We start from the raw sequence: 26,081 nt of genomic DNA, 5'->3' as shown, positions 1-26,081 counted from the left end.
GCTAACGTGCGCCGAAAAATCTTCGGCCGATTTGTGCGCGTTGGAATCGAATTGGAACGCAAAACCGCCGGAACCGGTTTGGGTTTGTACATCGTTCGCACTTTGATAAAACGAATGGGAGGCAAAATCCAAGCACGGAATAAGCCAGATGGCCAAGGCACTATCTTTGAAGTGGAACTGCCTACTGCTTAACGAGCAATCTCGAGGCTCATTTTCGGCTTACCCCGCTTCATTCTTCGATTGTTTCTTTTATGAAGCACATATTAATCGTCGAGGACGAAACGCATTTGGCAATCGGGATCAAATACAATCTCGAGGCTGAGGGATATTTGGTGACCACAATGAGCGACGGTCCCTCCGCGCTCAATTTTCTAAACGAGAATCCAGCTCCAGTAGATCTGATTATTCTCGACCTCATGTTGCCGGGAATGAGTGGCTACGACGTTTGTAAGATACTTAGAGAGCAAGGAAGCGATGTGTCAATCCTGATGCTGTCGGCTCGCACACTCACAGAAGACCGAATCCGCGGCTTCGATGTGGGAACTGATGTTTATTTACAAAAGCCATTTGATCTGGAAGAGCTTCTCAGCGTTGCGCGAAATCTGTTATCGCGCCAACGGCACGCCCGATCGACTGACGTAACTTTGGCCGCTCAGGTGCAATCGCCACCACCGGGTGGCTCGATGTACCGTTTTGCCCAGGGGCGCGCGGTGGTGGATTTCGATAGCTATCAAGTCCTGATCGATGGACGGGCCGTTCGATTAACAGCCTTGGAAATGAAACTGCTGCGATATTTTATCCAGCATGAAGGTTCTGTTGTCACTCGTTCCGAGTTGCTGGAGAATGTGTGGGGCATGTCACACAGCCCTACTACGCGGACCGTTGACAACTTTATCGTGAATCTACGGAAGTATTTTGAAAAAGACCCAGCCCAGCCACAGCACTTTCTCAGTGTCCGCGGCGCCGGCTACCGCTTCGTTAGTCAAGTCAGCAATGATTGAAAATTGTGCCTAATTCAACCGGACCATTGATAAAATCGTTCCAAGCGTTTTAATTCAGGACAATCGGTAAAGAAAAATCGCTTTTGGCGAATTTCTCGTTCAAATTCAATCGCAAGGATTGCGATGAATAAGTAGCACGGGTCGAATAGGAAGTTTGGCCTGTCTTCGGTTGAAATTGCGGCTTGCACGGGGGTGTTTGATCGCAATTTGTTCAACCTTTTAGGGCCCGATACCGGATGGCCTGATTTGCATCTTTTTCCATAGACCGCAACGAGGCGGCGTTTCCCTCGCGACCACTGGGGTTGGCGGTGTTGGAAATATAGGGAATGCAAACGGGCTGACCTGTAAGCGGGCCTTTATTATGCGCGATGGGCAGCGTCCCAAAAGTCGAGGCATTCTCGAATTCGCTCGGTGAATTTTACACAGCTCATATTTTGGATCTTGGAACGCCCAAGTCCAAGTTGCCGTTTCTGAGAATGCATTCTTGCAATCGGCGTTCTTGAACAATGCCGCCCCGTTTACAATTGCTTGATTCTAATCTCGAGGTCAGGCAGAATAGCTGCTGTCCAGATTTTACCAAGGACGATTGAAGTTGGTCGTGCAGAAAGACGGATCATGAACTGCGACGACGTGTTTGCTATTTTGACACGCGGTCCATTTCCGACCGGTTCCCGGGACGATATCGCGGTTGAAGCTCATCTGCTAATTTGTCCCACATGTCAACAACTTGCGGAGGCACTCCGCCCGAGCTGTGAAATGTTGCGCGAGTCAATCGGCCCGGATGAGTGCCAAGAGCTCCCCGGCTATTGGAGCGATTCGCTCGGTGCCCCACGTGATTTGGCGATATCACTCGCGCATCCGACGGGCGATCGGCGATTTCGACTGCTGGGTGGTCAACCGCCGGCTACGGCACGCTTCACACAGCGGTTAAATCTGTGGCAATTTATGGCGGCGGTTGTGCTGGGAGTCGTGTTGGTTGCGGCCTTACAAGCTGTGGTAACCAATCACGACACGCCGCGGATGGCCGCAGTTGCCCGATCGGCCGAAAAAATCTCAGGCAATGTTTTGAGTGTATCATCCGAAGCCGAAAACAATCCGTTGCCTCTCTTTGAAAAGCTCAAGCCGGAATGTCGCGGCGGGGACGCATTGTCGCCAATTGCGGCGGTGTCATTCGTGGATGATCCTTCAGCATTGGTCCCGGAGCCGTCTGTGGCCAGCCAACGCTGTTGTACACAATGTCATCATGCCGGCAGCGAAATACGGCTTTCGCAAACCGCTAAGGCCCACTTAGATCACTATTGCATTGCTTGCCACGATTCCAGCGGTTAGTCCGCGTTAACTCGTCCGATTTTACGGGTTTTATCGGACTTTCCGGTAGTCTGCTTGAAGAGCCTCTTTTCTCCGGTTACCATGCATTTTATGGTTCGAAAGTAGCCAATTTGCGCAGTTTGTATTGTCGTGGAATATGAACAGGTACACGGATCTGTACTCGTGATGTGGAATATCGCGGCGGTATGTTACGCCTTGAAATCCCTGAATCACATTGATCCGGCTATTCAGGAATCAGCCTCATGGTGACGAAATTTGTGTTGATAACCAGTGCTGTGTTTTGGATGGCTTCCGCCGTGTTGCACGCCGACGATGCTTTGCTGGAGCAACTCTACGGCAGCGGTGTCCATGCCTACAATCAGGGCGATTATCTCGGAGCCTACGACTCCTTAAATTCTGCAATCAAGGGAGGCACTAATGACCCTCGGGCTTACTACTTTCGAGGGCTTGCATATCTGAAGCTAGGACGCGATCCGGAAGCAAAGGCCGACTTTCAAGCAGGAGCGGAATTGGAAGCTGGCGATAGCGCTGACGTTTATCCCGTCAACCGCTCTTTAGAACGCGTACAAGGCCGATCTCGGCAACTACTAGAGCAATATCGAACCACAGTACACGCCGCTGCAGTTCAGCGCAAAGAAGCTGAACATCAGGCCCGCTATGAGGAACGCGCTGCTGCTGAGCAAGACGTGCTGCGGCAAGTGGCTCCAACCGAGTTGCCTTCGGGCGTTACAGGTCAGCCTAATTCCTCTCCGGATGGTAGCGGCGAAATGCCAGCAAAAAGCAATAAGTTGCTTGATAAATCTTCTCCAGAACCCGACAAGAATCCTTTTGAACAGGAGCCTTCAAAATCAGCACCTAAATCTACTCCCGGCAACAGTGATAATCCCTTTGGCGGATCGGAACCTCTACCCCAAAAAACTTCCACACCAACTCCGGCAGCCAACGATGATCCATTTGGCAATCCTCAACCTTTGCCGCCTGCAAAACCCGCCACTGGTGCTATGCCTGTGCCTGCGGGGCACACTCACGATCGGGTAGTTCAACCCACGGCGCACGGTCTGAGTAGTTTGATGCACGCAGTTGTGCAGGGTTCAAAAGGTGATCAAGTGGCCCCGCCAGCTTCTGCCGGCTCCCCTCTTCCTGATATTCTACAAGGAATTTTTGGTCATGGCTCTGCTTCAACCTCTGGAGTAAACACTACCCTTCCTCCCGCTCAGCCGTCCGTTGGAGTTGCAGGATCTCCGCCAACACAAAACACTAATCCACCCGGTGAGACTTCCCCGCCAGCAACAACTCCTGCAACGCCCCTCCAAGGTGGTGCAGCCACTGGTACTCCGACACTTGGAGGCGAACAGCCAGCAGCGCAGCCGACGCCTCCTGCGGGTACACCGCCGCCGAACAACCCGGCACCGCCGCCAAAAGACAACGACAATCCGTTCAATTGACTTGGGAGAATCACGCCGATCTTATTCGGTGGTGAATTTGTAGATTGTCGTCGATTTGAATGTTTCGCCAGGTTTCAGTTCGGTACTCGGGAACTCGGGGCGGTTGGGTGAATCGGGGTAATGTTGCGTTTCCAAGCAAAAAGCGGCATGTTGCGGAAAGCCGCCATTGATCGGATCGCCGTCTAAGAAGTTTCCCGTGTAGAACTGGATGCCCGGCTGATCGGTCCTTACCTCCATAACCCGGCCGCTGGCGGGATCTTTTGCCTTGGCAGCCAGGGCCATTTTTCCGTCTTGATTGCGCAGCACGTAGCAATGGTCGTAGCCCCGGCCACCCTGTTTTTTGATTTCCGCCACGCCGGGGCCAATGGGTTTCAGCGACGTGAAGTCCATCATGCTGCCTTTTACATCCTCCATTTTTCCAGTGGGAATTAGCGTGTCATCCACTGCGAGATATTTGTCAGCGGCAATCATCATTTGCTGACCTAGGATGTCGCCTGAACCGGCGCCGGCCAAATTCCAGTACGCATGATTGGTGAGGTTGACGACCGTATCTTTGTCGGTAGTGGCGGCGTAGTCGATCTTTAATTCGTTATCCTTCGTCAGCCAATAAGTAGCCGTTGCCGTAAGCGTACCGGGGTAGCCTTGCTCACCGTCTTTGCTGACGTATGTGAATTCCACACCAATGGCATCTGCGGATTTGACGCCTTTTCCCTGCCATAGCTGGTGGTCAAAGCCTTCGGGTCCGCCGTGCAAATGATTCGGCCCGTTGTTAATGGGGAGAGTGTAGGTTTGTCCATCCAACGTGAACTTTCCTTTAGCAATGCGATTGCCATAACGCCCAATCGTTGCGCCAAAATGGGCAGTGTGTTTGATATAACTGTCTAAATTATCGAAACCCAAGACGACGTTTTTCACATTGCCTTCTCGATCGGGCACTTCAACGGATACGACATGCCCGCCATAGTTGGTCAGTGTTACGACCATCCCATTGGGATTGGTAAGCGTATAGAGTTGGACTTCTTGGCCATCACGCCATTTACCCCAAGATTTTGCGTCGATCATGAATGACCCTTTCTGGTCAGTAACCTGATTGGAAGAATCCTGTTTGCCATCTTGTGATAGAACATCACCGCCACCTGTGCCCGCTTTTGGCGAGATGAGCGTCGGTTCTCGATTGTCTTGGCATCCCGAAATGATCGCTGCTGGCAAACATATTCCTAATGCAAAAGCTAGTGGTGCTAACGACTTCATCGTGTTGCTCCCCGAAAATTTTGCCAAGTTCTATCGGCCGCACTGCGGTTTGACAATCCTTGGCGCTTCACAATTCCCGGCAACATTATGGACGATCGGACCCATTGCAATCAACCATGTAAGTGACTTCTAACTCTGCATTTGGAGCTAAACTTGTGGTGAGTAATTAGGGTTCCAAGGAGAGGGCTAACAGAAAGCTATAGAGGGTATCCGGTCGCCGAAGAATTCGATAAAATGATCGTTCGCCCAGTGGCCTTGTCGTTTCTCTTGGTTGAATGGGACCTATCACAAGTCCTTTTTGCCAGGTAATAGACGATAAAACTCAATTTCCGAATACCGAGTCTTCCATGTCTACAATTCAAAGCCGAACCGTCGAACTTTTAGGCAAAGATGCCGATGCTCTATTGAAGTATAAGTGCCGTGGTTTTTCCACGGCTAGTTTGCATTTGCCGGGGCCCGATTTCGTCGATCGTGTGGTATCTCTGAGCGATCGCTCTCCCACTCTGCTGCGTAATTTCCAGCAGATCCTGAACACAGGCCGATTAGGCGGTACCGGTTATGTGTCGATCTTGCCGGTGGACCAAGGCATTGAACATTCCGCCGGGGCTAGCTTCGCTCCTAACCCAATTTTTTTTGATCCTTCAGCCATTGTGGAATTGGCGATCGAGGGTGGTTGCAACGCTGTGGCAAGCACTTTGGGAGTGCTAGGATCTGTCAGCCGCAAGTATGCCCACAAAATTCCTTTTTTAGTGAAATTGAATCACAACGAATTTCTTAGCTATCCAAACACCTACGACCAAATTTTATTTGGTCACGTCAAGCAAGCGTTTGAAATGGGTGCGGTTGCCGTCGGTGCCACGATTTATTTCGGCAGCGAGGAGAGCCATCGCCAACTGCAGGAAGTTTCTACGATGTTTCAGCATGCGCATGAATTAGGGATGGTTACAGTTCTGTGGTGTTATTTGCGAAATAGCGCCTTTAAGAAAGACGGTGTCGATTACCACACCGCCGCCGATCTGACGAGCCAGGCTAACCATCTTGGCGTGACCATACAGGCGGATATCATCAAACAAAAAATGCCCACTACGAATGACGGTTTTGATGCCTTGAAATTCGGTAAGACCGATCCGCGCGTTTACAGCGAATTGATGCCGGGTAACCATCCGATCGAAATGGCTCGCTACCAAGTGGCTAATTGCTTTATGGGGCGTTCGCCGCTAATCAATTCCGGTGGCGAAAGCAAAGGTGCCAGCGACTTGGCCGAAGCCGTTCGCACGGCGGTAATCAATAAACGGGCGGGCGGTATGGGTCTGATCTCAGGCCGTAAAGCGTTCCAAAAACCGATGAATGAGGGTGTGACTCTGTTACATACGATTCAGGACGTTTATTTGGACGACAGCATTACAGTGGCTTGATTCCATGGCGAGACTTGAGCACTTCAAATTTTACATTTAACGGAGGCGATTGCCATGAGTTTGTTAGAGCAACTCAAAACCATGACGGTAGTCGTTGCCGATACCGGTGATTTCGAAACCCTGGCTCAGTATACGCCGCGTGATTCGACGACCAACCCGTCGCTGATTTATCAAGCGGCTCAGATGCCACAGTATCAACGGTTGATTGATGAGGCCATAGAATCGACACACACTGTTGGTGGTAGCGAAAGGCAGCGAATGGATGCGCTAGTCGACCGATTATTTGTCGATTTCGGCCAGGAAATTCTCAAAATTATTCCTGGCCGTGTGTCAACAGAAGTTGATGCTCGGTTGTCGTTTGATGGCCAAGCGACCATGGCTCGAGCCCGCGGATTGATTAAGTTGTACGAAGAAGCTGGCATCAAGCGCGATCGCATTCTGATTAAAATCGCTTCTACGTGGGAAGGCATCAAAGCTGCGGAAATACTTGAGAAAGAAGGCATTCACTGCAATCTGACGTTGTTGTTCAGCTTCCCACAAGCGGTGGCTTGTGCCGAGGCGGGCGTAACACTCATTTCGCCCTTCGTCGGACGCATTTTGGACTGGTTTAAGAAATCGCTGGGCGTTGATTCCATCCCGCCGCCAGAAGACCCGGGTGTGAAATCGGTTTCACAAATCTACAGCTATTTCAAAAAATTTGGCTATAAAACGGAAATCATGGGTGCCAGTTTTCGGAACACGGGCGAAATCATTGAACTGGCCGGTTGCGACTTGCTGACCATTTCCCCCAAATTATTGGAGGAATTGAGAACCACCAACGGCAAATTGGTGCGGAAGCTCGATCCTGCGGCCGCCAGAAACAGCGACCAGAAAAAAATCTCGTTGGATGAGAAGACCTTCCGCTGGATGTTGAATGAAGATGCCATGGCCACCGAAAAATTGGCCGAGGGCATCCGCCACTTTAGCACAGATCTTGTTAGGCTGGAAAAATATCTCAGAGAGCGCATTCACGCCACGGCAACCGTTTGAAACCCAGTCGCAATCTGGGGCAATCTTCACAATCTGTGAATTTTTAGTGACCCCGACGGGACTCGAATCGGGGCACGTAAGCAGTAATTCTGGCAAGGACTTAGGTAAATCGGTCATTTCAAGCGGCGCAGAATCCGGCGCATTTTCGGCTGATTTTGATGCCGATAACCACCCTTACCACCTCGCACGTGCGCGAGATGGCTTAGACGATGCCGCTTTGCGGACTGTCGTCAAGTCTTGGTCGAAGCTCTCAGACGATACCAAAGCATCGATCCTCGCGCTGGTGTCTCAACCCTCCAAGAATTCCACCGGGGAACACCGGGGAATCGCATCGGGGAAGCCGCCTCCCCGGTGCACGGGCACTGGGGATTAGCGGGGGTCTCTCTCTCCGTAGGAGAGAGACCCCGCTTTCCCCGGTGACCTGTGGGGTTCGTCCCGGTGATCACTGGGGAAACTCAACCTTCCCCAGTGAATGAGGCGCCGGGGGGACCCCAAGGCCTGAATCCTGAACCCACCCCCGGGCCTTCGAATGAGCGTATAGCACGATCTAAACCCTCTTCATCGTAAACTCGATTTTTGGAGCAACTTTTATGGCTGGACGACGAAGGCGAACAATCAAATTACTCGAAGAGTTGCGGGAGGAAGTAATGATGCCTGCGGCATACATGGTGTCCAGGGTGTGCCCAGAGCAATACAAGCGGAAACAGCCTCAAAACTGCGGCTACGTGTCATGGCTGTGGCACGATATTTGGGCTTCCGCAATGGATGCGTTGATATCTCTGTTGGAGTTGGAGAGTCAGCTGGCGGATAAGCTAGCGGTGGAGACTGGCGACACCACGCGCAAGCTGAAAAACAGACGGCTTGCCAACTTTAACAGAAGAGTTCGGGATGTCGGCTTGGCCGACGAATGGCGGTTGGATTTTGAGAACACATTTCTGCGGTTAAGTCCTAGCGAACAACATCCTTCGGCTGATGGGCCTGCAGTAGCATCAGAAGAGCCGATCGAGCCGGTGGCGAATGATCAGGCTTCCACGGTGGCAACCGACCGATGTTCAGAGATTCAACAACGTGGGGGACCCAACTAGCCCGGTTTTTTTGCCCACGCTACCCAGGCCTTTCGTACTGTGGAGTGCCACTAGTCCGTTTGACCAAAGAGCAGGCTTTCTAACGCTCAAATCCAAGTAGCAGTCGCATGACAACGATACCTGAAACCAGAATCGCTTCTACCGCTCGGCTGCAGCGTGAGGGCCGCTGGGCTGAGGCCTGTGAATTTCGAGAAGCAGAACGTCAACGGCTAAGACAAGCTGGAGCGACGCGGCGGGAAGCCGTAGACGGCTCTTGGGAGGCGATGCAGGCCAAGTTCCCTCCACCGGAAGGACCCACTGAGTCCGCGGAGGCTATACTGAACCGGTTAATCACGGTTCCATTCGTCCGACTCCAAGTCCGAATATAATGGTTCGCACCAGTAGTCGTACTCGGCGTCAGCCCAACAGCTAAGTTTGGACCACTCAGCCAAGCGCCCTAGAACATCTTCCGGCGTCCAAAGATAGGTCAATCGACGCAGATCACGGATTAGTTCTTCGCACCGCATACGAGTTGCTCATAACGATTGCCGTTGTCAAACGGATCGGCAACGGCTTTGGTCCGTTGACTGCTCAGCCGACATCTTAATCGAAAAACTTGGTGGAATTGCCACCATCGGGCATCCGCCCGGCGATTGCAGCGCCACCGACAAGCAGCCTTTCCGACAACGGGGACCCCATCGTTCTAGTTCTGAACCCGCTTCCACCCCGTTGCGCGCTCGTAAAGCTCGATCTAAAGCCCTCTCGGTTGTGGTGCCGCACCTCAGCTAGGCAAATTGGGCTTGAACGGTTAGCAAGAATTCGGCTGCTGGGTCTTTTTGACAGGAATTGACGGCAATAGACTTGCGACCGCAATGCCATCATAATGGGGGTCTTATCGTTCCACAAAGCTTGAGTCGCTGTTCCGACGATGCCCGACACCCCAGAACAAGAAGCTAGGCGTGAAATTGACGCCAAACTGACGGCAGCCGGATGGCTCGTCCAAAGCCATGACGAGCTTGATTTAACTGCTGGACGGGGGATCGCCGTCCGCGAATCTCCATTGAAGTCTGGATATGGTTTTGCGGACTACTTGCTTTACATCGACCGAAAAGCCGTCGGCGCCGTGGAAGCAAAGGCCGAAGGCACGCTCACCGGAGTAGAAGCACAATCGGCGAAATATGCCGCTGGCCTTCCCGACAATCTGCCGGCCCACTTCAGACCGCTACCGTTTCTGTTTGAGTCGAACGGTTCGATTATCTGCTTTACTGACGGTCTTGACCCGCGTCCGCGAAGTCGAGAAGTGTTCGGCTTTCCGCGACCTGAATCTATCGCGGAACTTGTCTCACAACGGGTGCAGCTTCGCGGCCGCCTGCGAGAAATTCCGCCACTGGACGCAACCCGACTCTGGCAAGTGCAGGGAACCGCGATCCGCAACCTTGAAAAATCGATGGCGGATAATCATCCCCGTGCCTTGATTCAGATGGCCACTGGTTCCGGCAAAACCTTCACTGCCGTCAACGAATGCTACCGACTGTTGAAGTTCGCCGGAGCCAAACGCATTCTAATCCTGGTCGATCGTAGCAATCTTGCTGACCAGATGAAAAAGGAATTCGACAACTTCGAGCCTCGGGACGATCCGCGCAAGTTTCCGGAGTTGTACACAATCCAATGGCTCCGTTCCAACGCCATCAATCCCGCGGCGAAAGTGGTCATCACAACGATCCAGCGTCTCTACTCAATGCTGAAGGGAGAAACAGAATTCGACCCAGAAAACGAAGAGGGGTCGGGCTTCGACACATCGCAGGCATGGCGAGGCGATCCGCCCGACGTGGTTTACAATTCTGCAATTCCTCCCGAATTCTTCGATTTTATCGTGGTGGACGAATGTCACCGCTCAATTTATGAGTTGTGGTCGCAAGTGCTGCTTTACTTTGATTCCTTCATAATTGGTCTAACTGCAACGCCCTCGGGCAAGACGATTGGCTTTTTCAACCAGAATCTTGTGATGCAGTATGGCCACAGCGAGGCAGTTGCCGACGGCGTGAATGTGGGTTTCGATGTGTACCGCATCTGCACGAAAATCACTGACCGTGGCGCGACGATTGAAGCCGGTGATACCGGGGTTTATGTGGACAAACGCCACAAGCTTACCCGCGCTGAACGGCTTGAGCTTCTCAAGCAAGACCTGACTTATTCCGCCAATCAACTCGACCGCGATGTCGTTTCCGAAAGCCAAATCCGCACCGTCATTCAGCAATTTCGAGATAAGGTACTGCCCGACGCTTTTCCTGGGCGTAAGGAAGTTCCGAAAACGCTCATCTTTGCCAAGGATGACTCTCACGCCGACGATATTGTTCGCATGGTTCGGCAGGAGTTTGCCGAGCGCAACGAGTTCTGCGAAAAAATAACTTACCGGACCGGCTTCACGCGCCGAACGCAAACAGTGACAAATGATGATGGCACGCAGTCAGAAGTCACCGATTGGGTGAAGACCTCCAGCCTGACCCCCGACGAAATCCTCGCGAACTTCCGCAACAGTTTCTTCCCGCGAATCGCGGTGACGGTTGACATGATATCGACCGGCACCGACGTGAGACCGATCGAGTGCGTGTTCTTCATGCGCAATGTAAAATCAGCCGGTTTCTTCGAGCAAATGAAAGGCCGCGGTGTCCGCATCATTTCGCCGGACAAGCTGAGGGCGGTCACGCCTAGTGCTCACGCCAAAGAACGATTCATCGTCGTCGATGCGGTCGGAGTGTGCGAACACGACAAGACCGATTCCTGCACGCTCAACCGTCAGCCATCCGTTTCATTGCCAAAGCTTCTGGAGTATGTCGCTCAGGGCGGAACCGACCCCGACGCCCTCTCGACCCTGGCCGATCGACTAGCCCGGCTGCAACATGAGTTTTCTGTTGCGCAACTAACCGAGTTGCGCGACTTGGCTGGCGGCAAATCGTTCCCAGAGCTTTCCCGCGATCTACTTCGGGCGATCGACCCCGACGCCCAAATTGAAGCGGCGCGGGCATTGCCCGATTTTACCGGCACCCCGACAACGCAACAAGTCGATACTGCGGCAACGCAACTTGCACAGCAAGCCGTCACGCCATTTTTGAAAGCCGCCTTCCGCCGGCGAATCCTCGAAATTCGGTCTGTCAACGAACAAACGATGGACCGGCAAAGCATCGACCAAGTGTTGTACTCCGGTTTCGACGCTGCCGCTGTGTTTCGGGCGCAAGCGAAGGTTCAGGATTTTCGCGCTTGGATTGACGAGCATCGCGACCATCTGACTGCGCTGCAAGTTATTTATGCCGGCACGCGGCCGCTAAAACTTTCACTGGGTGACCTACGAAGACTGAAAGATGCGCTGGGGAGCCGACCGCTGTCCGCCACTCCAACGCAACTTTGGAGCGCCTTTCAGGCGGTGGAATCCGACAAGGTTCAGGGGCTGGGTGGCTCGCAATTAGCCGACCTTGTATCACTTGTGCGCCATGCGCTGGTTCCCGATGTTGTCCTGGCGCCTTATGCCGACGAAGTACGAGCGCGGTATCAGGCCTGGCTTGTCGATCGAAGTGCGGCCAGCACATTCACAGCCGAGCAACGCCAGTGGCTCGACCGGATGGCGGAGCATATCGCCACGAGCCTCGGCTTTGTGCCTGACGATTTCGACGCTGGCTGGTTCGGACAGCATGGCAGTCTTGGCAAGGCGCACGCCCTGTTCGGCAATCAACTCACCACGCTCATCGCGGAGCTAAATGAAAGGCTCGCGGCATGAGTGAAGGAAATGGCCAATCGCCGCCGCAGGGTTGGACCGTAGCGCCCTTGGCTAAGATTTCCAGAATCAATCCATCGATCGATTGCGGTCCGATCAGCGACGATGCCGAGGTGAATTTCGTTCCGATGCGGGCGCTTGACGCAGAAGGCGGTGGGCTAGTCCGACCGGATCGTCGTTTATTTCGCGAAGTTAAGAAGGGATACACCCCGTTCCTTTCTGGCGATGTGATTATGGCAAAGATTACTCCTTGCATGGAAAACGGCAAGACCACAGTCGTACCGAGTCTGCCGGGAAGAGTCTGTTTTGGTTCAACCGAATTCCACGTCGTTCGCGGTGAAGACGGCATTAGCCCAAGATGGCTGTCGAATTTTCTTCTGCAATATCACGTGCGCCGCTCAGCACAGCGGGCGATGACCGGCGGAGTTGGCCAAATGCGAGTGCCCGCTTCTTTTCTCGAAAATCTCAACATTCCGATAGCGCCGACCGCGGAACAAGATCGCATTTGTGATGCGCTCGATGAATTGCTTTCCGATCTCGATGCAGGTGTCGCGGCGCTGGAGCGGACGAAAGCGAAGCTCGCGCAGTACCGAGAGGCGGTTCTAAAGGCGGCGGTCGAGGGCGCATTAGTCTCGTTCTCGGCAAGGCTTGAAAGACAAAATCTCGGCACACTTATCGAATCAGTCAATCAGGGCTGGAGTCCAAAATGTGAGCGTCAGGCTTCGGTCGATTCTGATGTTTGGTGCATCATTAAAACAACGGCAATTCAGGCGATGAAATTCTTGCCCAATGAGAACAAGGTTTTACCAACCGGGCTATCGCCTCGGCCCCAACTCCAAATAGTTGAAGGCGATCTTCTGATGACTCGTGCTGGGCCAAGAGCGAGGGCTGCTGTGACGTGCTTGGTGAGGAGCTCGCGACCGCGGCTAATGCTTTGCGACAAGGCGTATATCATTCGCTGCAAGAAAGAAAAAGTATGTCCGGCTTATCTCGAAGTCTGTTTTAACGCTCCTCAAATCATCGAAGCTCTTGATACCCTAAAGACCGGAATCAGCGACAGCGGAGTGAATTTAACCCAGGCTCGCCTCCTAGAACTAATAGTCCCCTTGCCATCTCCCGACGATCAACTAGCAGTTGTCGAAGCTGTCGAAAATCAAATGTCAGTCGTCGAGCATCTCCAAGGGGATTTGGATGCAAAGCTGAAATCCACTCAATCGCTGCGCCAATCGCTTCTTCGCCATGCGTTTTTCGGCAAACTCGTGCCACAAGACCTCGATGACGAGCCAGCAACGGAGCTACTGAAACGCATCGCGGCGGAGCGCGAAAAACTGGCGCGAATTGCTGTAGCCGAGCGGAATTCAATCCCAAGTCACGGACGCCGCGGAAACGCGCGGCGAAATCGAAATGAGCATCGCTGAAACACTTGATGCGTCGCAAATCGGCAAACGCGCGTGGAGCTACGCTGGTGTTCTGCAAGATGCTGGACTGAGTTGCTTCGAATACGTCGAGCAACTAACACTGCTCTTGTTCCTCAAGATGGCTGACCAGCTTACCGAGGAGCCATACAACAAGCCGGCTATCGTGCCGCCGGAACTTGGCTGGAAAGTTCTGCTTCAGCTCGATGGTGCCACGCTGGAAGACAAATACCGGTACATTCTCGAAAAGTTGGCTCTCAAAGGCGGGATGCTGGGAGTTATTTTTAAACGAGCCCGCTGCGAAATTCACAATCCGGCCCTTCTTAAGCAATTGATCGTCAATTTGATCGACACCGTGGACTGGCTCAGTCTGCCGGTGGATGTAAAAGGGACCATCTACGAAGAGTTGCTTCAGCGGTCCGCCTCCGAAGTGTCGCGCGGGGCCGGGCAGTATTTTACGCCCCGGCCGGTCATCCGAGCCATCTGCGATGTAATGCAACCGACTCCTGAGGATCATATTTGTGACCCGGCCGCGGGCACGGGCGGATTCTTGTGCCAAGCATATCAATATGTTCTTGACAAGTTTGACAAATTGCTGGACCGAGACCAAAAGCACACATTGCGCGATGAATTGGTCGAAGGGATGGAACTTTCGCCGAAGGTCGGTCGCATGTGTGCTATGAACCTTTATTTGCACGGGATCGGTGGCGACAAAATAGTCATCCACCCCGGTCATGACAGTCTTGCCACGACCTGGAGCAAAGAATACTCGATGGTGCTTACCAATCCCCCGTTCGGGAAAAAACAAAATCTGCTATTCGTCAATGAAGAAGGGGACTTGGAAAAAGAAAACCAGGTCATTGTGCGAGAGGACTTCTGGACTTCGACCAGCAACAAACAACTCAATTTCGTGCAGCACATTTTCACTCTGCTTTCGATCAATGGTCGGGCAGGCATGGTTGTGCCGGACAATGTGCTGTTTGAGGGGGGCGCCGGCGAAAAGGTGCGCCGCAACCTGCTCCAAAAATGCCGTGTTCACACATTGCTCCGGCTGCCGACCGGAATCTGGTACTCTCCTGGCGTGAAAGCAAATGTGATCTTTTTCGAAAAGAAGGAAGGCCGCGCTGAGCCGTGGACCGATAAGCTGTGGGTCTACGACCTGCGAACCAACATGCACTTTACATTGAAGCAATCACCGATTCAGCGCAAAGACTTCGACGAGTTCGTCGAATGCTACAAGCCGGGCAAACAGCATAAGCGCGAACCAACCTGGAGCGAGGAGAACCCCGATGGCCGCTGGCGCTGTTATGAATATGAAGAATTGCTTAAGCGCGACAAACTGAGCCTTGACCTGTTCTGGATCAAAGACAAAAGTCTTACTGACACCGATTCGCTGCCGGCGCCCGATATTCTCGCAACCGAAATCGCGGACGATTTGGAAGCGGCGCTTGAACAATTCACGAAAATTGCTGCAAAGCTAAGCAATCGACCTAGTCCAAATGCGTAGACGAAACGATCGATCGAACCTTCGAACATCCTATTCATATATGGCAATCTGGCTAATCCGCGCCGAAAAGCATGGCGAATACGAGCAAAAATTTCTTCAGGAGAAGCGTGTTTATGTCACCTGGGGTGGGCTGGCAACAGACTTGCTGAAACTTAAGGATCGACAGGCACTCATAGACTTTCTGGCGGATATCTATCCCAACGCCAAGCCCAAGCGATTGTCGAATTGGGCCAGCCAGATTTGGCCTTTTGCGCATGAAATGAAGAAAGGCGATTTGGTAGTTTTGCCGCTTAAATCACAACCGGCCATCAATATTGGTGAAATCACGGGCGACTATAGTTTTGAGGCAAATGGTCCTGACCCCTTCTACCATTGGCGTTCGGTAAAATGGATCGCTGACTCGATTCCGCGCTCTCACTTTGGAAAGGATTTGCTGCACTCATTCGGCGCTTTTATGACGATTTGTCGGATCAAACGGAATGACGCTGAAAGCCGGATCAACGCAATGCGGCAGAGCGGATGGAAGCCCGACCCCAATCTAACCGGCACTGCAATTGTAGCCGAAGCGACAGACGAATCGATTGAACCTTCTGACTTGGAAGAACTCGGCCGCGACCATATTGCGCAACTAATCATTGCCAAATTCAAAGGGCACGGCCTCGCTCGGCTCGTCGACGCAATTCTTAGAGCTCAAGGTTATACGACATATCTAAGTCCCGAGGGGCGCGACCGAGGCGCTGATATTTTGGCAGGTGCTGGACCGCTTGGATTCAGTTCGCCACATCTTTGCGTTCAGGTCAAATCAGAGGATTCGCCAATCGGACGACCCGAAATTGACAAACTTGAGGGGGTCATGAAACATTTTCATGCAAGCGAAGCCCTATTTGTCTCATGGAGCGGATTCAAAAGTAATGTGTACAGCGAGTCGTCAACCAGCTTTTTCAGTGTTCGGCTGTGGTCTCAAAAGGAATTGCTCGAAGCGTTATTCGCCCACTATGACCAACTCGACGATGACTTGAAAGCCGAGTTGCCCTTGAAGCGAATCTGGACTGTAGCAGTACAGGAAGATGATTGACGAGTTTGCTTTCGTCAGCGTTATCGGCACTTTAAGACGGCGCCTGCGGTGTACGTGCTGTCAAACGCCAATCCAGGCGGGACTAGTGAAGAGAGGAAATCGAACCCTGCGGGACTGTGCCGCCCCCTAACGCGGTTTATAATGCCGCTGCGCCGCCAAGGCGCGGTCCACTTTCCAATGCACTTAAACCAGACTCGTATCCATTCAGTGAGGTTCGCAAAGATGGCACAAAAAAAACAATCAGCGACTAAAGACGCCATCAAGCTTCCATATACCGAGGTGAAGCAAGGAGGAAAATCGCTGCTTTTAACGAGTATGCCTGCGTGGGCTCTCGTTGAAGTGTCCTATGTGGCAGTGCGCAGAGTCGATGAGGAAGAGGGAGCTGTTCAGCGCCCATTAAATGAAAAGCGAATTTCAAAAATACGCGACTTTGCCTTAGCTGGTGGTGACTTTCCGGCATGCATAATTCTGAATTGGGTAACTCCCGAATCAATCGTAATCAAAGCGAAAGATATTCGAGTTATGGTTTCCTCTAGATCGGCACAAATCATTGACGGACAGCATCGTGTTTCGGGAATCGAAGAAGCAATAAAATCGCGCAGGTCAATGAGGAATATGGAGATTCCAGTAGCAATTTATAGACAGCTTACGACGCGCCAATGTGCAGATATATTTTTGTCAATCAATACGGAGCAAAAGCCCGTGCAAAAAAGTCTTGCGTTCGATCTATTTGGTATCGCCAGCGAACATTTAGTGGATCAAGACGCGATTCGCGCAGCCGACATTGCTGAGTCTCTAAACGATGATGAGGATTCGCCATATTGCGAACTCGTAAAGTATTCTGGTCCATCGCATCATCAAGGACCAAAAGCGTCTCTAGGAATTGCTTTGTCCACAATGGTCAACGCGCTAAAACCTCTTGTGTCCGCTAATGGTGTCTTCGCGACGATGGGAGTGAGGGAACTTGTAAATCAAACAAAGGTCGTAATGACATTTTTTGGTGTGCTAAAGGAATGGTATGGCGAACAATGGGAAGACCGCACCAACGCATTTATGCACGCCGCTGGCTTTACGGGTGCCATTAAATTCCTGGAAGTTCATCTAATCCCTCATTGCGGCAATAAACGCAAATACACCGCGGCCGTAATGCGAGAAGCAATGGACCTTGACCGCGACAAGCGAATCTACCGCGAAGAGCTAGTTGGGTTGCAGGGGCGGGCAAGTGCGCGGAAAGTCACTGAAAGGCTAATTGGACAATTCAAGCCGGCGCGTGTTACCGAAGATGACATCGAGTTTTAGGTAGGACAATTCCAGTGCATCGCGCGGCATACTATCTGGAAAACCTCTTTCCTGGCAGGGTCAATCGCGTAATTGTAGAAGCCTATGTACTAACGCCAGGAGATGGCACCACCGTTTCTGCCGCTCTACCTGTAGATGCCAACAACTACTATTACTCTGCTTGCATGTCGATTGTTGAAGGGCTTCGCGCAATTGATGCAGGATTTTTCACTTGGTCAACTGTCAAGCTGTACTATTCCGTGTTCTACGCAATACGAGCGATACTTGGTTGGGACAATTTTGCTGTGTTCCGGCAGGACGGAAAAACTCCATATCAAGTCAGAGGAATAGCTGGCTGTTCGCCGCAATTTATTCCGGGCACGGGCAGTCATAAGTCCATGATAAATTGCTTTCGACGGCTAATGCCTAGCCATTTTTTATTGTCACAGCCGGTCGATCAAGTGGAGGCCCTCGATGGCTTTGGTTGGCTATTAAAAAAACGGGAAGATGCCAACTATGCGATTCCACGTTTTTGCGAACCAGAAATCCCTGAGCACTACGAGCAAATCACTCGTATTGGCGTTCGGCAAGCGATTGCTGCGTATCTCGACCCTGCCGCCGGCTTGTTAACTTTCGATAAAGACCACGCAATAGCGTCGTTTCCACTTGCAGTTTTGAGGTTCGCAGGAGACGCTGCGGTGGCCCACGGTGGCGCAGCGATTGATTCCGACGAACTAGACTTCCTGGTTAGAAAGTGTCGTGAGAGAAATGCGGTGCTGGCGCCCCTTATGACTTTCATAAGGAGAACGATCAGGACCTAAATAATGTTACCAAGCTTAGCCACTGATATAGGTACACAACCTTTCAGCAACAAAACCTTGAACCACTACCTGACGTAAGATAAAACCACTCGTTTATGCCCGTCCTTCGCGCGTAGCGTGTAAGAGCGTACACTTAGAATCCGTCGGGCGGCCGTTCCATCGACGGGTGAGAATGGCCCGAATAGTGCCCGTGGGGGGTGAGTGCCTTTTTTGCCTTTTCAGCACGACTGTTCGCGGTCGGCCCGAGTAAAAGGCAGGGTTCTTATGGCAATGTCAACTAGCGAAACGCGGACTGACGTAATTCGCCGACTCAAAAGACTGCTGGCGAGGTTGGAAGCTAACCTAGAAAGTTTCGTCAACGATTCCAACTGTTATATCAAGCTGGCGGCGGATAAAAAGTTCTCAATCGCGATAAGCTATTTGGTGCAGCTTGGTTTTGTAGCCGATGCTCGAAAGTTGAACGCGGATTGGCTCGAATTCTTCACCGCTCTAACTAATGAGCATATGTCAGGTCTGGATCCGTACTATAGGGAAAAACTGCAGGTGCCATCCCGTGAGGAATTAGACGCTTATCGTACCCCAGAATCTAGGGCGATGATACTGAAATTCCAAGCTCATGACTTACTCGAACACGTCAAGGAACTGCAAAATCATTTGTCGGAGTTAGCGGTCGACGCCGACCTCAAAACTTCCGGCAACACTGCAATTAGTCGCGGCATTCGTAAATGGACTAATCTCGATCAACTCCACGATGAGCTAAGACCGCAAGGAAAAACCGATGGAGAAATTGTGGCGGTCTTCAAAGTTCGATACAGTAAGCAGTGGAGCAGTATTCTTACTGATCTTAGAAAAGGACTCAAGGACGAAAATGAAGCAAGGTCTGTAGCGGAGGCAAATGCCATAAAGCATCTGCGCAACAGGCGCCAAACTATGAAACGGAAGTGAGCAAATGCATGCCAGAGACCACTTGCGGTTGGTGCTAAATTAGGCATGCATAGACGCAGTAACCCAAATAATTTCTCAGCATTGTTAATCGAGAATATCTGAGCAGTGCATGGTAGTCCTGGTACTAAATTCAATTTAGCACCTCACGGCTCTTTGGGAGTGAAAATAAGCTAACTCGTAACTACAGGAGTTAGCTATGCCAAAGCTTTTTACGACGCGCGAAGTGGCCGAATTACTTGGAACATTAGAGTGGCGTGTCCGCCGCCTCTTCGAAGATGGTTCTCTCCCAGAACCCGATAAGTTTGGTGGCAAACGCGCGATTCCAGGTTCCCTCATACCGCAGATTGTCGACCTACTTCGGGAACGAAACTGGCTCGTGAGCCGCCCTGTCAGCTTGGAGACTCAACGCCAGGAGGTGGCCAGTGCATAGCGCTCTGAAAGCCCCCGCTCTCCCAACAGTTGCCACGGTGTCGCCGATCACTGTCAGCGAGGTTCAAGCCGCCGAGTTGCTGGGGATTTCGAGTCGAACACTTTACGAATGGCGCCGGCAAGGCATCGTCCCATGTATTCGGATTGGGAGCCGGATTCTATACAGCGTCGATCGACTGCGGGCCTGGGCCCACGAGCAAAGTACGTTCAGTACTTCGGAGGCGCACAGCGCATGAAAATGGCCTGGGCAAGCCGACCAAGACGTGCCCAGACCAAAATGTTGGAGACACTTTAATGGTACAGGCCTACTGCAACGCCGTCCAGCGAGTACGCCAGCGGCGATTGAAAATCAAACCTAAGAAACAATTCGATAAGCGCCCATGTGCGGATTGCGGGCTTTTGCTCCTTTCGTCCAGCAGCAGGTGTTGGAACTGCGATAACCTTCGCTGGCAAGCCAGCGGGAGGTCGATGTGAGCGCAGCCAACGGGAAAAGTCGAAAGCCGCCTGTCACTTCCGAGATTCTCGATCGGCAACCGCCCAGAAACCTCGAAGCGGAAAAAGCAGTTCTCGGTAGCCTGTTGTTGGATTCAAAGCGCTATCCCGAAGTTGTCGCGGTTATTAAACCCAGTGATTTTTATGACGACGCCAATCAGAAAATATTTGGTCACTTTGCACCCATCTACGAGTCTGGCGCCAAGATCGAAATGGCACTCCTCGTGCATCGACTGCGTTCATCGGGAGACTACGATCGAGTGGGTGGCGCTGCATATTTGGGCGATGTGACTCGCAGCGCCCCCACTCCAACAAACGTGCTGCACTACGCAGGCATTGTACGCGAATTGGCGAACAAGCGCCGCACGATCGACATAAGCACCGTAATGATGCGGGACGCTTACAATGGAAAGAGCACCGCCAACATCATTTCTGACTGCCGCGGTGAGCTTGAACAAATTTCGGCATCTTCTAACTTCGTCTCATTTCGCCGGTTTACATGCAAGGAATTGTCTGCGGCGGAGTTTCCGCTCGAATATCTGATTCCAAACATTCTTGTTGCCGGCCAGCACGGTGTAATCGGCGGTCGACAGAAAACTCTCAAAACGTCAATCGGCATCGACCTCGCCATTTCGCTGGCGACAGCCGGACACTTTCTCGGCTACTTCAAAGTCGCCCGAGGCTGCCAGGTGGCCATGATGACGGGTGAGTCGGGCCTAGCCACAATTCGGGAAACTGCTGACCGGATCGCTAAAACTGCGAATTACCGGCTCGATAAAATCAGCGGCCTCGTTTTCTCGGATCAACTACCGCAACTCTCCGACCCTCAACACATCGACGCCTTAAAAAGGTTCATCGACAACGACGAAATCGAAGTGCTGCTGATCGATCCGGCCTATTTGTGCATAGATACTTCTGGCAATGAAGCAAGTCTGTTCCATATGGGGCGCATTCTTCGGCCGATCGGCGAACTTTGCATAGAGCGCGGAGTAACGCTGTTACTGCTGCACCATTTGAATAAGTCTGGACAGGCCGATCTATTCACACCACCCGAACTCGCTCACCTCAGTTGGGCCGGATTCCCCGAGTTTGCCCGCCAATGGCTATTGTTGGGACGCCGCGAACAATATGAACCCGGAAGTGGTGTGCACCGTTTGTGGCTCAACTGTGGCGGAAGCGCCGGACACTCCGGTTGTTGGGCCGTCGACATTGATGAGGGCGCATATGATCCAAACACGCCGCGGCGGTGGGAAGTGCGAGTTGACCGCGCAGAAACTGCACTGCGCGAATCCTTACAGCGGCAACAGACCGTAAGGACTGAAGCGAACCGGCAGAAATCCGATGCTCGTTTAGCTGCGGACCGCACAGCCGCTGTTAAATATCTCACGATCCATCCCGAAGGAGCAGCTATGCACACGATTCGAGATAATTCTGGAATCAACAGTACAAAACGATGCAACTTGGCTCTTTCGAAATTGCTAGAGGACGGTTTTATCGAAACGGTCGAAGTTCGTGGCCGCAATGGCAAGTTAAGTACGCACAACCGAATACGGCAAAATAACCCCGATCTGTTTGGCCAACCTCCGGAACAAGTGAAGCTTTAACCAATGACCGGCAAAAGGCAAGAGAGCAAATGTTTCTATAAATTGTCACTTTGAATCGACTATCATAATAAATTGAAAAATGCAACTTGACGATACGTTAAGTCTGGGATATGATCACCACGATGGCGAAAAAATACAAGCTGCTGTCGGAACAATTGCGTGATGCAATCCTTGGCGCTGAGGTATCGCGGGCGCGTATCGCTAGAGACTGTGGGCTAACAGAATCCCTGTTGTCGCGGTTTCTGCATGGTAGAGGCGGTCTTGGGCAAGAATCGATTGACACGATCGGCAAATACTTGGGACTGCAGATGATTGCAGGTAAGCAAGATCGCAAAACGAGCACGAAAGGTCGGTGAAGCATGGCCAGTATTTCCAAAGACAAAGACGGCGGACGCCGGATTCAGTTTGTAAATTCGTGCAAGCAGCGGAAGGCGGTCCGCCTAGGCACGATTCCGCTCAAAGCAGTCAATGAGGTCAAAGCCAAGGTCGAGGTGCTCAACGCTGCCGTGATTACGCGAAGCGGGTGGGATCGTGAGACTGCCGAGTGGGTTGGCGCCCTTGACCCTGCTCTGTACGACAAATTGGCGAAAGTCGGATTGGTATCAAAGCGGCAGGTGCCCGAGCAAGCTGCCCTGGGACCATTCCTTGACGGTTACTTGGCGAAGCGGGCAGACATCAAGCCAGGCACGATGCGGAACTTGAGAATTGTCCGCAACAACCTCGTTCTGTACTTTGGTGAGAACAAACCCCTGCCTGAGATCACAGAGGGCGACGCCGACGATTGGCGTATCTGGCTAGCCACCGAGGAAGTCAGGAAGGACGGAAAGCTTCTCAAGAGCAAGCTCGATGCGAACACTGTCCGCCGTCGTTGTGGCCGGGCACGACAGTTGTTCCGAGCCGCCCTCAAACGAAAAGTCATTGTCGGTAATCCCTTTGGCGACATGAAAGATGTCCACGTACAGGCCAATAAGTCTCGCGAATACTTCATAACGCGAGAAGAAGCTGAAAAAGTGCTAGCGGCGTGCCCGGACTCGCAATGGGGCCTGTTGTTCGCTTTGAGCCGCTACGGAGGGCTGCGATGCCCATCTGAGCACTTGGCCCTACAATGGGGCGACGTCAATCTGGAGAGCGGCGTGATGACGGTTCATTCGTCCAAGACTGAGCATTACGACGGGAAGGAAAGTCGCATCGTGCCTATCTTCCCTGAATTGCGGCCCTACATCGAAGCCGTATTCAACGAATTTGAAACTGCCAACGGTCGCCCGCCGTCCCAAACCGATTGTGTGATCACTCGCTACCGGGAGACAAACACAAACCTCCGCACGCAGCTGAAACGTATCATGAAGCGCGCGAGCGTTCCTGTGTGGCCCAAACTCTTCCAGAATCTCCGCAGCACGCGACAGACAGAGTTACAAGAGAATTTCCCAATCCACGTCGTCTGTGCCTGGATGGGCAACAGCGAAGCCGTGGCGAAGAAGCACTACCTGCAGGTAACGCAGGAACACATAGACCGAGCCCTGCTAACAGTCGAACAGAAGATCGTTGAGCCTCGCGCGTGCGCGCGAGAACCGGCGGCGCAAAATCCGGCGCAGCAACCGTCCGCATCCGTCTGCAATGGTATGCAGCCAGATACAAATCCTTCGAGAAATGCACTCTGTATAGCAGAAACTATGACCCCGACGGGACTCGAACCCGTGTTACCGGCGTGAAAGGCCGGTGTCCTAGACCGCTAGACGACGGGGCCATTTAGGCAGACGGAAGCGTTTGCGCTTGACAACGATAACCGACTGCGATGCAAGGGTTTGTAGTGGTGATGCCGCCACAAGTCAAGTGGACGCTACGTGTGACTTTGTACTCCGAGCAAGCGACACGATCGGTGGTGGTATTGAATGTACCCAAGCCACTCAGAGAATACTTGCTAATTGTCGTGACGCGCCGAGCAGCTGTTGATGCGAGAAACCAAGCACAAAAGCTAAGTCCCGAGCAATACACATTCTCTTTAGCCACAAGGCTGCCAGAAACGCAAGGCGAACGGCGACGTTCGCGTTACGGGTTGTTGGCGCTGCTTGTAGTCGAGTCAGCGCCGCCGTTCGAAGAAGCGCGGGTTTGTGAGGCCGCATCATTGCGGCGAATCGCGTCATAGACCTCGCGACGGTGGACAGGTACTTCCTTTGGCGCTTCCACACCGAGACGGACCTTATCCCCCCGAATCTCTACGACGACGATGGTAATGTCATTGTTGATGACAATACTCTCATTTTTCTTGCGGGAGAGAACCAGCATCAGTTTTTTCCTTCGTGGTGTCGCCCGCTTGAATTCGCGATGACCCTTCCTGGATCTTCGGTTTTGGCAAAACACCAAAGCCAGCGATCAAACCAGGCGAAGGTGCTTGCGAATCGCCACCAAGTGACGATGGCGCAGGCACTTCCTTCATTTCACTCTACGTGCTGTTAAGCTAGAGTCAAGCAAACAGCGGCGTCAAAAAGACGCTTTTTTGAGCAATTTTGGATCAATTGGCACAAAACTCATTGACTATCATCAATTACGACAGATGTTTTTCGGATGAGAATTGCAAGTAAACACAAGCCAATACATGGTTTACAGCATGAAAAGAAGGGCTTGATGAAGGGTTTGTCGCTTGCCAGCTTCGGAGAGTTAGGGTGTCAAATGGGACATTAAACTGGCCTGCCTGACCAGACATGCACACTCTTGAACGGCGTTCTCAAATCGGGACAGCAGCGGAAACAGTCATCAACGGCTACGTGCGAATAAAGTTGGATTGCAACGAAGCCGTCGATCTTTTTCTCATTATGGTTATGGATGAATTCAAGAGTGGTATCCATATCGATTGCGAAGGGTTCTAAACTAGGTTGGTTAGAGCCTGACTCCGTGATTACCTTATTGATGTAGTTGAGATTGGCATTTAATTTTTCCTCTCTCATTTCATCTGATTCTAACAGCGATAGGAAGCAGTTCATGAAAAGAAGTGCGCCTAATAGAGACATTCAATGCTCAAATTCGGTTTAAGGGGAATTCTTCGTCGCGGCGATCAACATTCGGTTCTGCCCGATGTACCAATCGCTTGCGGCTCGGGAACTCGTGTCTATAATTCGATTACAGAAATGGATTGGTTGCGCGGATACCATTGGCGATTTTTGGGTGAGGATGAAAACCCATTTTCTCAGATGAAACTGGAGTCGACGCATGGGACGGTGGCTGCGTGATATTTGGGATGCCATATCAACAGTGGCTCATGGGCTGTGGGTAACGTTGAGATATTGGATTAAAACGTATGAGCCCGATCGCGGCACGTTTACGCACCGTTTTGAATATCCGGAACGGCCGGTTCCCGTGGCAGCTCGATATCGGGGTTTCCATCGGTACGATCTAACGACTTGCATTGCCTGCGATCAATGTGCCAAAGCTTGTCCGGTGGATTGCATTTACATTGGAAAAGAACGGGTCACTAACGGCAAGGGCTTTCGCATTACAGGTTTCACCATTGATTATTCGAAGTGCATGTTCTGCGCACTGTGTGTGGAACCCTGCCCGGTCGACTGCATTTTCATGGGCGCTTCTCACGATTTAAGCTGTTACAGTCGGGACGGTTGCATTGTCGATTTTTCTCGTTTGCCGGTCGACGTGGCGTGGGGGCGTTCGACGCTAAATCCCACGGCGGTTGCTGAATCGAAGGTGATTGTCGAGCCCGTGCATGGCGGACCGAATCAGTAGAGAGAGTGGGTAGAGAACTGAGCGACGTTTCTGAAAGAATCGCATGAGCGACCAGCCACGAAACGATCGTAAGTATTTTACCGTGGAGCAGGCCAACGCCATGCTGCCGCTGGTACGTGCTATTGTCAAAGACTTAGCTGATCTGTCGCGGGATGTGATCGACCGGCGCGAGCGTCTTGCGCATTTACTGGCTGGGCACAACGGCCAGTCGACCGACGTATACAGCGAAGAGCTAACGCAAATTGAAGAAGAGTTGGAAAAAGACGGCCGGCGGCTGCGTGAATATGTGGAAGAACTCATCAAGCTGGGATTGGAACCGAAAAACGGCCAGGAAGGGTTGGTCGATTTTCCTACGCTGATCGACGGTCGGGAAGCTTATTTGTGCTGGAAGTTAGACGAACCCGAGGTTCTGTACTGGCACGATCTTGATGCCGGTTTCGCGGGTCGCCAGCCTCTCACGGCGGTAGCGGGGATCGATTC

At 52.2% G+C, this 26,081-nt stretch carries 22 protein-coding genes and 1 tRNA gene; 19 read left to right on the top strand and 4 right to left on the bottom strand.

Annotation, left to right across the window (positions count from 1 at the left end):
- The 4 genes from VMJ32_17085 to VMJ32_17070 all read left to right on the top strand — a co-directional run.
- The coding region (locus tag VMJ32_17085; GenBank protein HTQ40739.1) for an ATP-binding protein at nt 1-192 on the top strand (192 nt) is incomplete at its 5' end.
- A 59-nt stretch (nt 193-251) separates the two neighbouring features.
- The gene (locus VMJ32_17080) at nt 252-1,001 is read left to right on the top strand and encodes a response regulator transcription factor (protein HTQ40738.1); all 750 of its coding nucleotides are present in this window, start codon (nt 252-254) and stop codon (nt 999-1,001) included.
- A gap of 756 nt (nt 1,002-1,757) precedes the next feature.
- Nucleotides 1,758-2,330 carry a hypothetical protein gene (locus VMJ32_17075; GenBank protein HTQ40737.1) on the top strand — a complete coding sequence of 191 codons (573 nt, stop codon included), beginning with the start codon at nt 1,758-1,760 and terminating at the stop codon, nt 2,328-2,330.
- A 242-nt stretch (nt 2,331-2,572) separates the two neighbouring features.
- Complete coding sequence (locus VMJ32_17070; protein HTQ40736.1) at nt 2,573-3,775, top strand: hypothetical protein; 1,203 nt, start codon at nt 2,573-2,575, stop codon at nt 3,773-3,775.
- A 21-nt stretch (nt 3,776-3,796) separates the two neighbouring features.
- Here the strand turns inward: VMJ32_17070 and VMJ32_17065 are convergent, their stop codons facing one another.
- Nucleotides 3,797-4,837: an aldose epimerase family protein gene (locus VMJ32_17065; protein HTQ40735.1), complete on the bottom strand. Its 1,041-nt coding sequence runs from the start codon at nt 4,835-4,837 to the stop codon at nt 3,797-3,799.
- Between the two features lie 76 nt (nt 4,838-4,913).
- Here VMJ32_17065 and VMJ32_17060 point away from each other — a divergent pair, with 76 nt between their 5' ends.
- The 13 genes from VMJ32_17060 (at nt 4,914) to VMJ32_17000 (ending at nt 22,225) form a co-directional block, all read left to right on the top strand.
- On the top strand, nt 4,914-5,159 hold the full coding sequence (locus VMJ32_17060; GenBank protein ID HTQ40734.1) for a hypothetical protein: 246 nt from the start codon (nt 4,914-4,916) through the stop codon (nt 5,157-5,159).
- Between the two features lie 214 nt (nt 5,160-5,373).
- The gene (locus VMJ32_17055; GenBank protein HTQ40733.1) at nt 5,374-6,441 is read left to right on the top strand and encodes a class I fructose-bisphosphate aldolase; all 1,068 of its coding nucleotides are present in this window, start codon (nt 5,374-5,376) and stop codon (nt 6,439-6,441) included.
- Nucleotides 6,442-6,495: 54 nt separating this feature from the next.
- Nucleotides 6,496-7,470 carry a transaldolase gene (gene tal / locus VMJ32_17050; protein ID HTQ40732.1) on the top strand — a complete coding sequence of 325 codons (975 nt, stop codon included), beginning with the start codon at nt 6,496-6,498 and terminating at the stop codon, nt 7,468-7,470.
- Between the two features lie 650 nt (nt 7,471-8,120).
- Nucleotides 8,121-8,555, top strand: coding sequence for a hypothetical protein (locus VMJ32_17045; protein ID HTQ40731.1), 435 nt, complete (start codon nt 8,121-8,123; stop codon nt 8,553-8,555).
- A gap of 907 nt (nt 8,556-9,462) precedes the next feature.
- Entirely contained in the window at nt 9,463-12,306 is a 2,844-nt protein-coding gene (locus VMJ32_17040) for a DEAD/DEAH box helicase family protein (protein ID HTQ40730.1), read from the top strand.
- Nucleotides 12,303-13,721: a hypothetical protein gene (locus VMJ32_17035; GenBank protein HTQ40729.1), complete on the top strand. Its 1,419-nt coding sequence runs from the start codon at nt 12,303-12,305 to the stop codon at nt 13,719-13,721. The genes VMJ32_17040 and VMJ32_17035 overlap by 4 nt, the downstream gene beginning before the upstream one ends.
- Nucleotides 13,708-15,225 (top strand): class I SAM-dependent DNA methyltransferase, encoded by a 1,518-nt coding sequence (locus VMJ32_17030; protein ID HTQ40728.1) that lies wholly within the window; start codon nt 13,708-13,710, stop codon nt 15,223-15,225. Before VMJ32_17035 ends, VMJ32_17030 begins: the two co-directional genes overlap by 14 nt.
- 40 nt (nt 15,226-15,265) lie before the next feature.
- Nucleotides 15,266-16,300 (top strand): restriction endonuclease, encoded by a 1,035-nt coding sequence (locus VMJ32_17025; GenBank protein ID HTQ40727.1) that lies wholly within the window; start codon nt 15,266-15,268, stop codon nt 16,298-16,300.
- Nucleotides 16,301-16,522: 222 nt separating this feature from the next.
- A complete protein-coding gene (locus VMJ32_17020; GenBank protein ID HTQ40726.1) occupies nt 16,523-17,599 on the top strand; it encodes a DGQHR domain-containing protein in 1,077 nt (358 codons plus the stop codon).
- 14 nt (nt 17,600-17,613) lie between these two features.
- The gene (locus VMJ32_17015; protein ID HTQ40725.1) at nt 17,614-18,399 is read left to right on the top strand and encodes a hypothetical protein; all 786 of its coding nucleotides are present in this window, start codon (nt 17,614-17,616) and stop codon (nt 18,397-18,399) included.
- A 270-nt stretch (nt 18,400-18,669) separates the two neighbouring features.
- Nucleotides 18,670-19,344: a hypothetical protein gene (locus VMJ32_17010; protein HTQ40724.1), complete on the top strand. Its 675-nt coding sequence runs from the start codon at nt 18,670-18,672 to the stop codon at nt 19,342-19,344.
- An 899-nt stretch (nt 19,345-20,243) separates the two neighbouring features.
- A complete protein-coding gene (locus VMJ32_17005) occupies nt 20,244-21,869 on the top strand; it encodes a DnaB-like helicase N-terminal domain-containing protein (GenBank protein HTQ40723.1) in 1,626 nt (541 codons plus the stop codon).
- A gap of 110 nt (nt 21,870-21,979) precedes the next feature.
- Nucleotides 21,980-22,225 carry a hypothetical protein gene (locus VMJ32_17000; protein HTQ40722.1) on the top strand — a complete coding sequence of 82 codons (246 nt, stop codon included), beginning with the start codon at nt 21,980-21,982 and terminating at the stop codon, nt 22,223-22,225.
- Nucleotides 22,226-23,540: 1,315 nt separating this feature from the next.
- Here VMJ32_17000 and VMJ32_16995 read toward each other — a convergent pair.
- From VMJ32_16995 to VMJ32_16985, 3 genes are all read right to left on the bottom strand, one after another.
- Nucleotides 23,541-23,613: transfer RNA gene (locus VMJ32_16995), tRNA-Glu, on the bottom strand.
- A gap of 302 nt (nt 23,614-23,915) precedes the next feature.
- Complete coding sequence (csrA, locus tag VMJ32_16990) at nt 23,916-24,152, bottom strand: carbon storage regulator CsrA (protein HTQ40721.1); 237 nt, start codon at nt 24,150-24,152, stop codon at nt 23,916-23,918.
- Entirely contained in the window at nt 24,124-24,303 is a 180-nt protein-coding gene (locus tag VMJ32_16985; protein ID HTQ40720.1) for a hypothetical protein, read from the bottom strand. The genes csrA and VMJ32_16985 overlap by 29 nt, the downstream gene beginning before the upstream one ends.
- Nucleotides 24,304-25,073: 770 nt before the next feature.
- Between VMJ32_16985 and VMJ32_16980 the strand changes: the two genes are divergently transcribed.
- Both VMJ32_16980 and VMJ32_16975 read left to right on the top strand, forming a co-directional pair.
- A complete protein-coding gene (locus tag VMJ32_16980; protein ID HTQ40719.1) occupies nt 25,074-25,601 on the top strand; it encodes an NADH-quinone oxidoreductase subunit I in 528 nt (175 codons plus the stop codon).
- Nucleotides 25,602-25,644: 43 nt separating this feature from the next.
- On the top strand, nt 25,645-26,081 hold a 437-nt coding region (locus VMJ32_16975; protein ID HTQ40718.1), incomplete at its 3' end, for a DUF2203 domain-containing protein.

This window comes from Pirellulales bacterium, from assembly GCA_035499655.1.
GTDB lineage: Bacteria > Planctomycetota > Planctomycetia > Pirellulales > JADZDJ01 > DATJYL01.
Note: the sequence above shows the minus strand (reverse complement) of the source record. Positions and strands in the feature narration are given on the sequence as shown.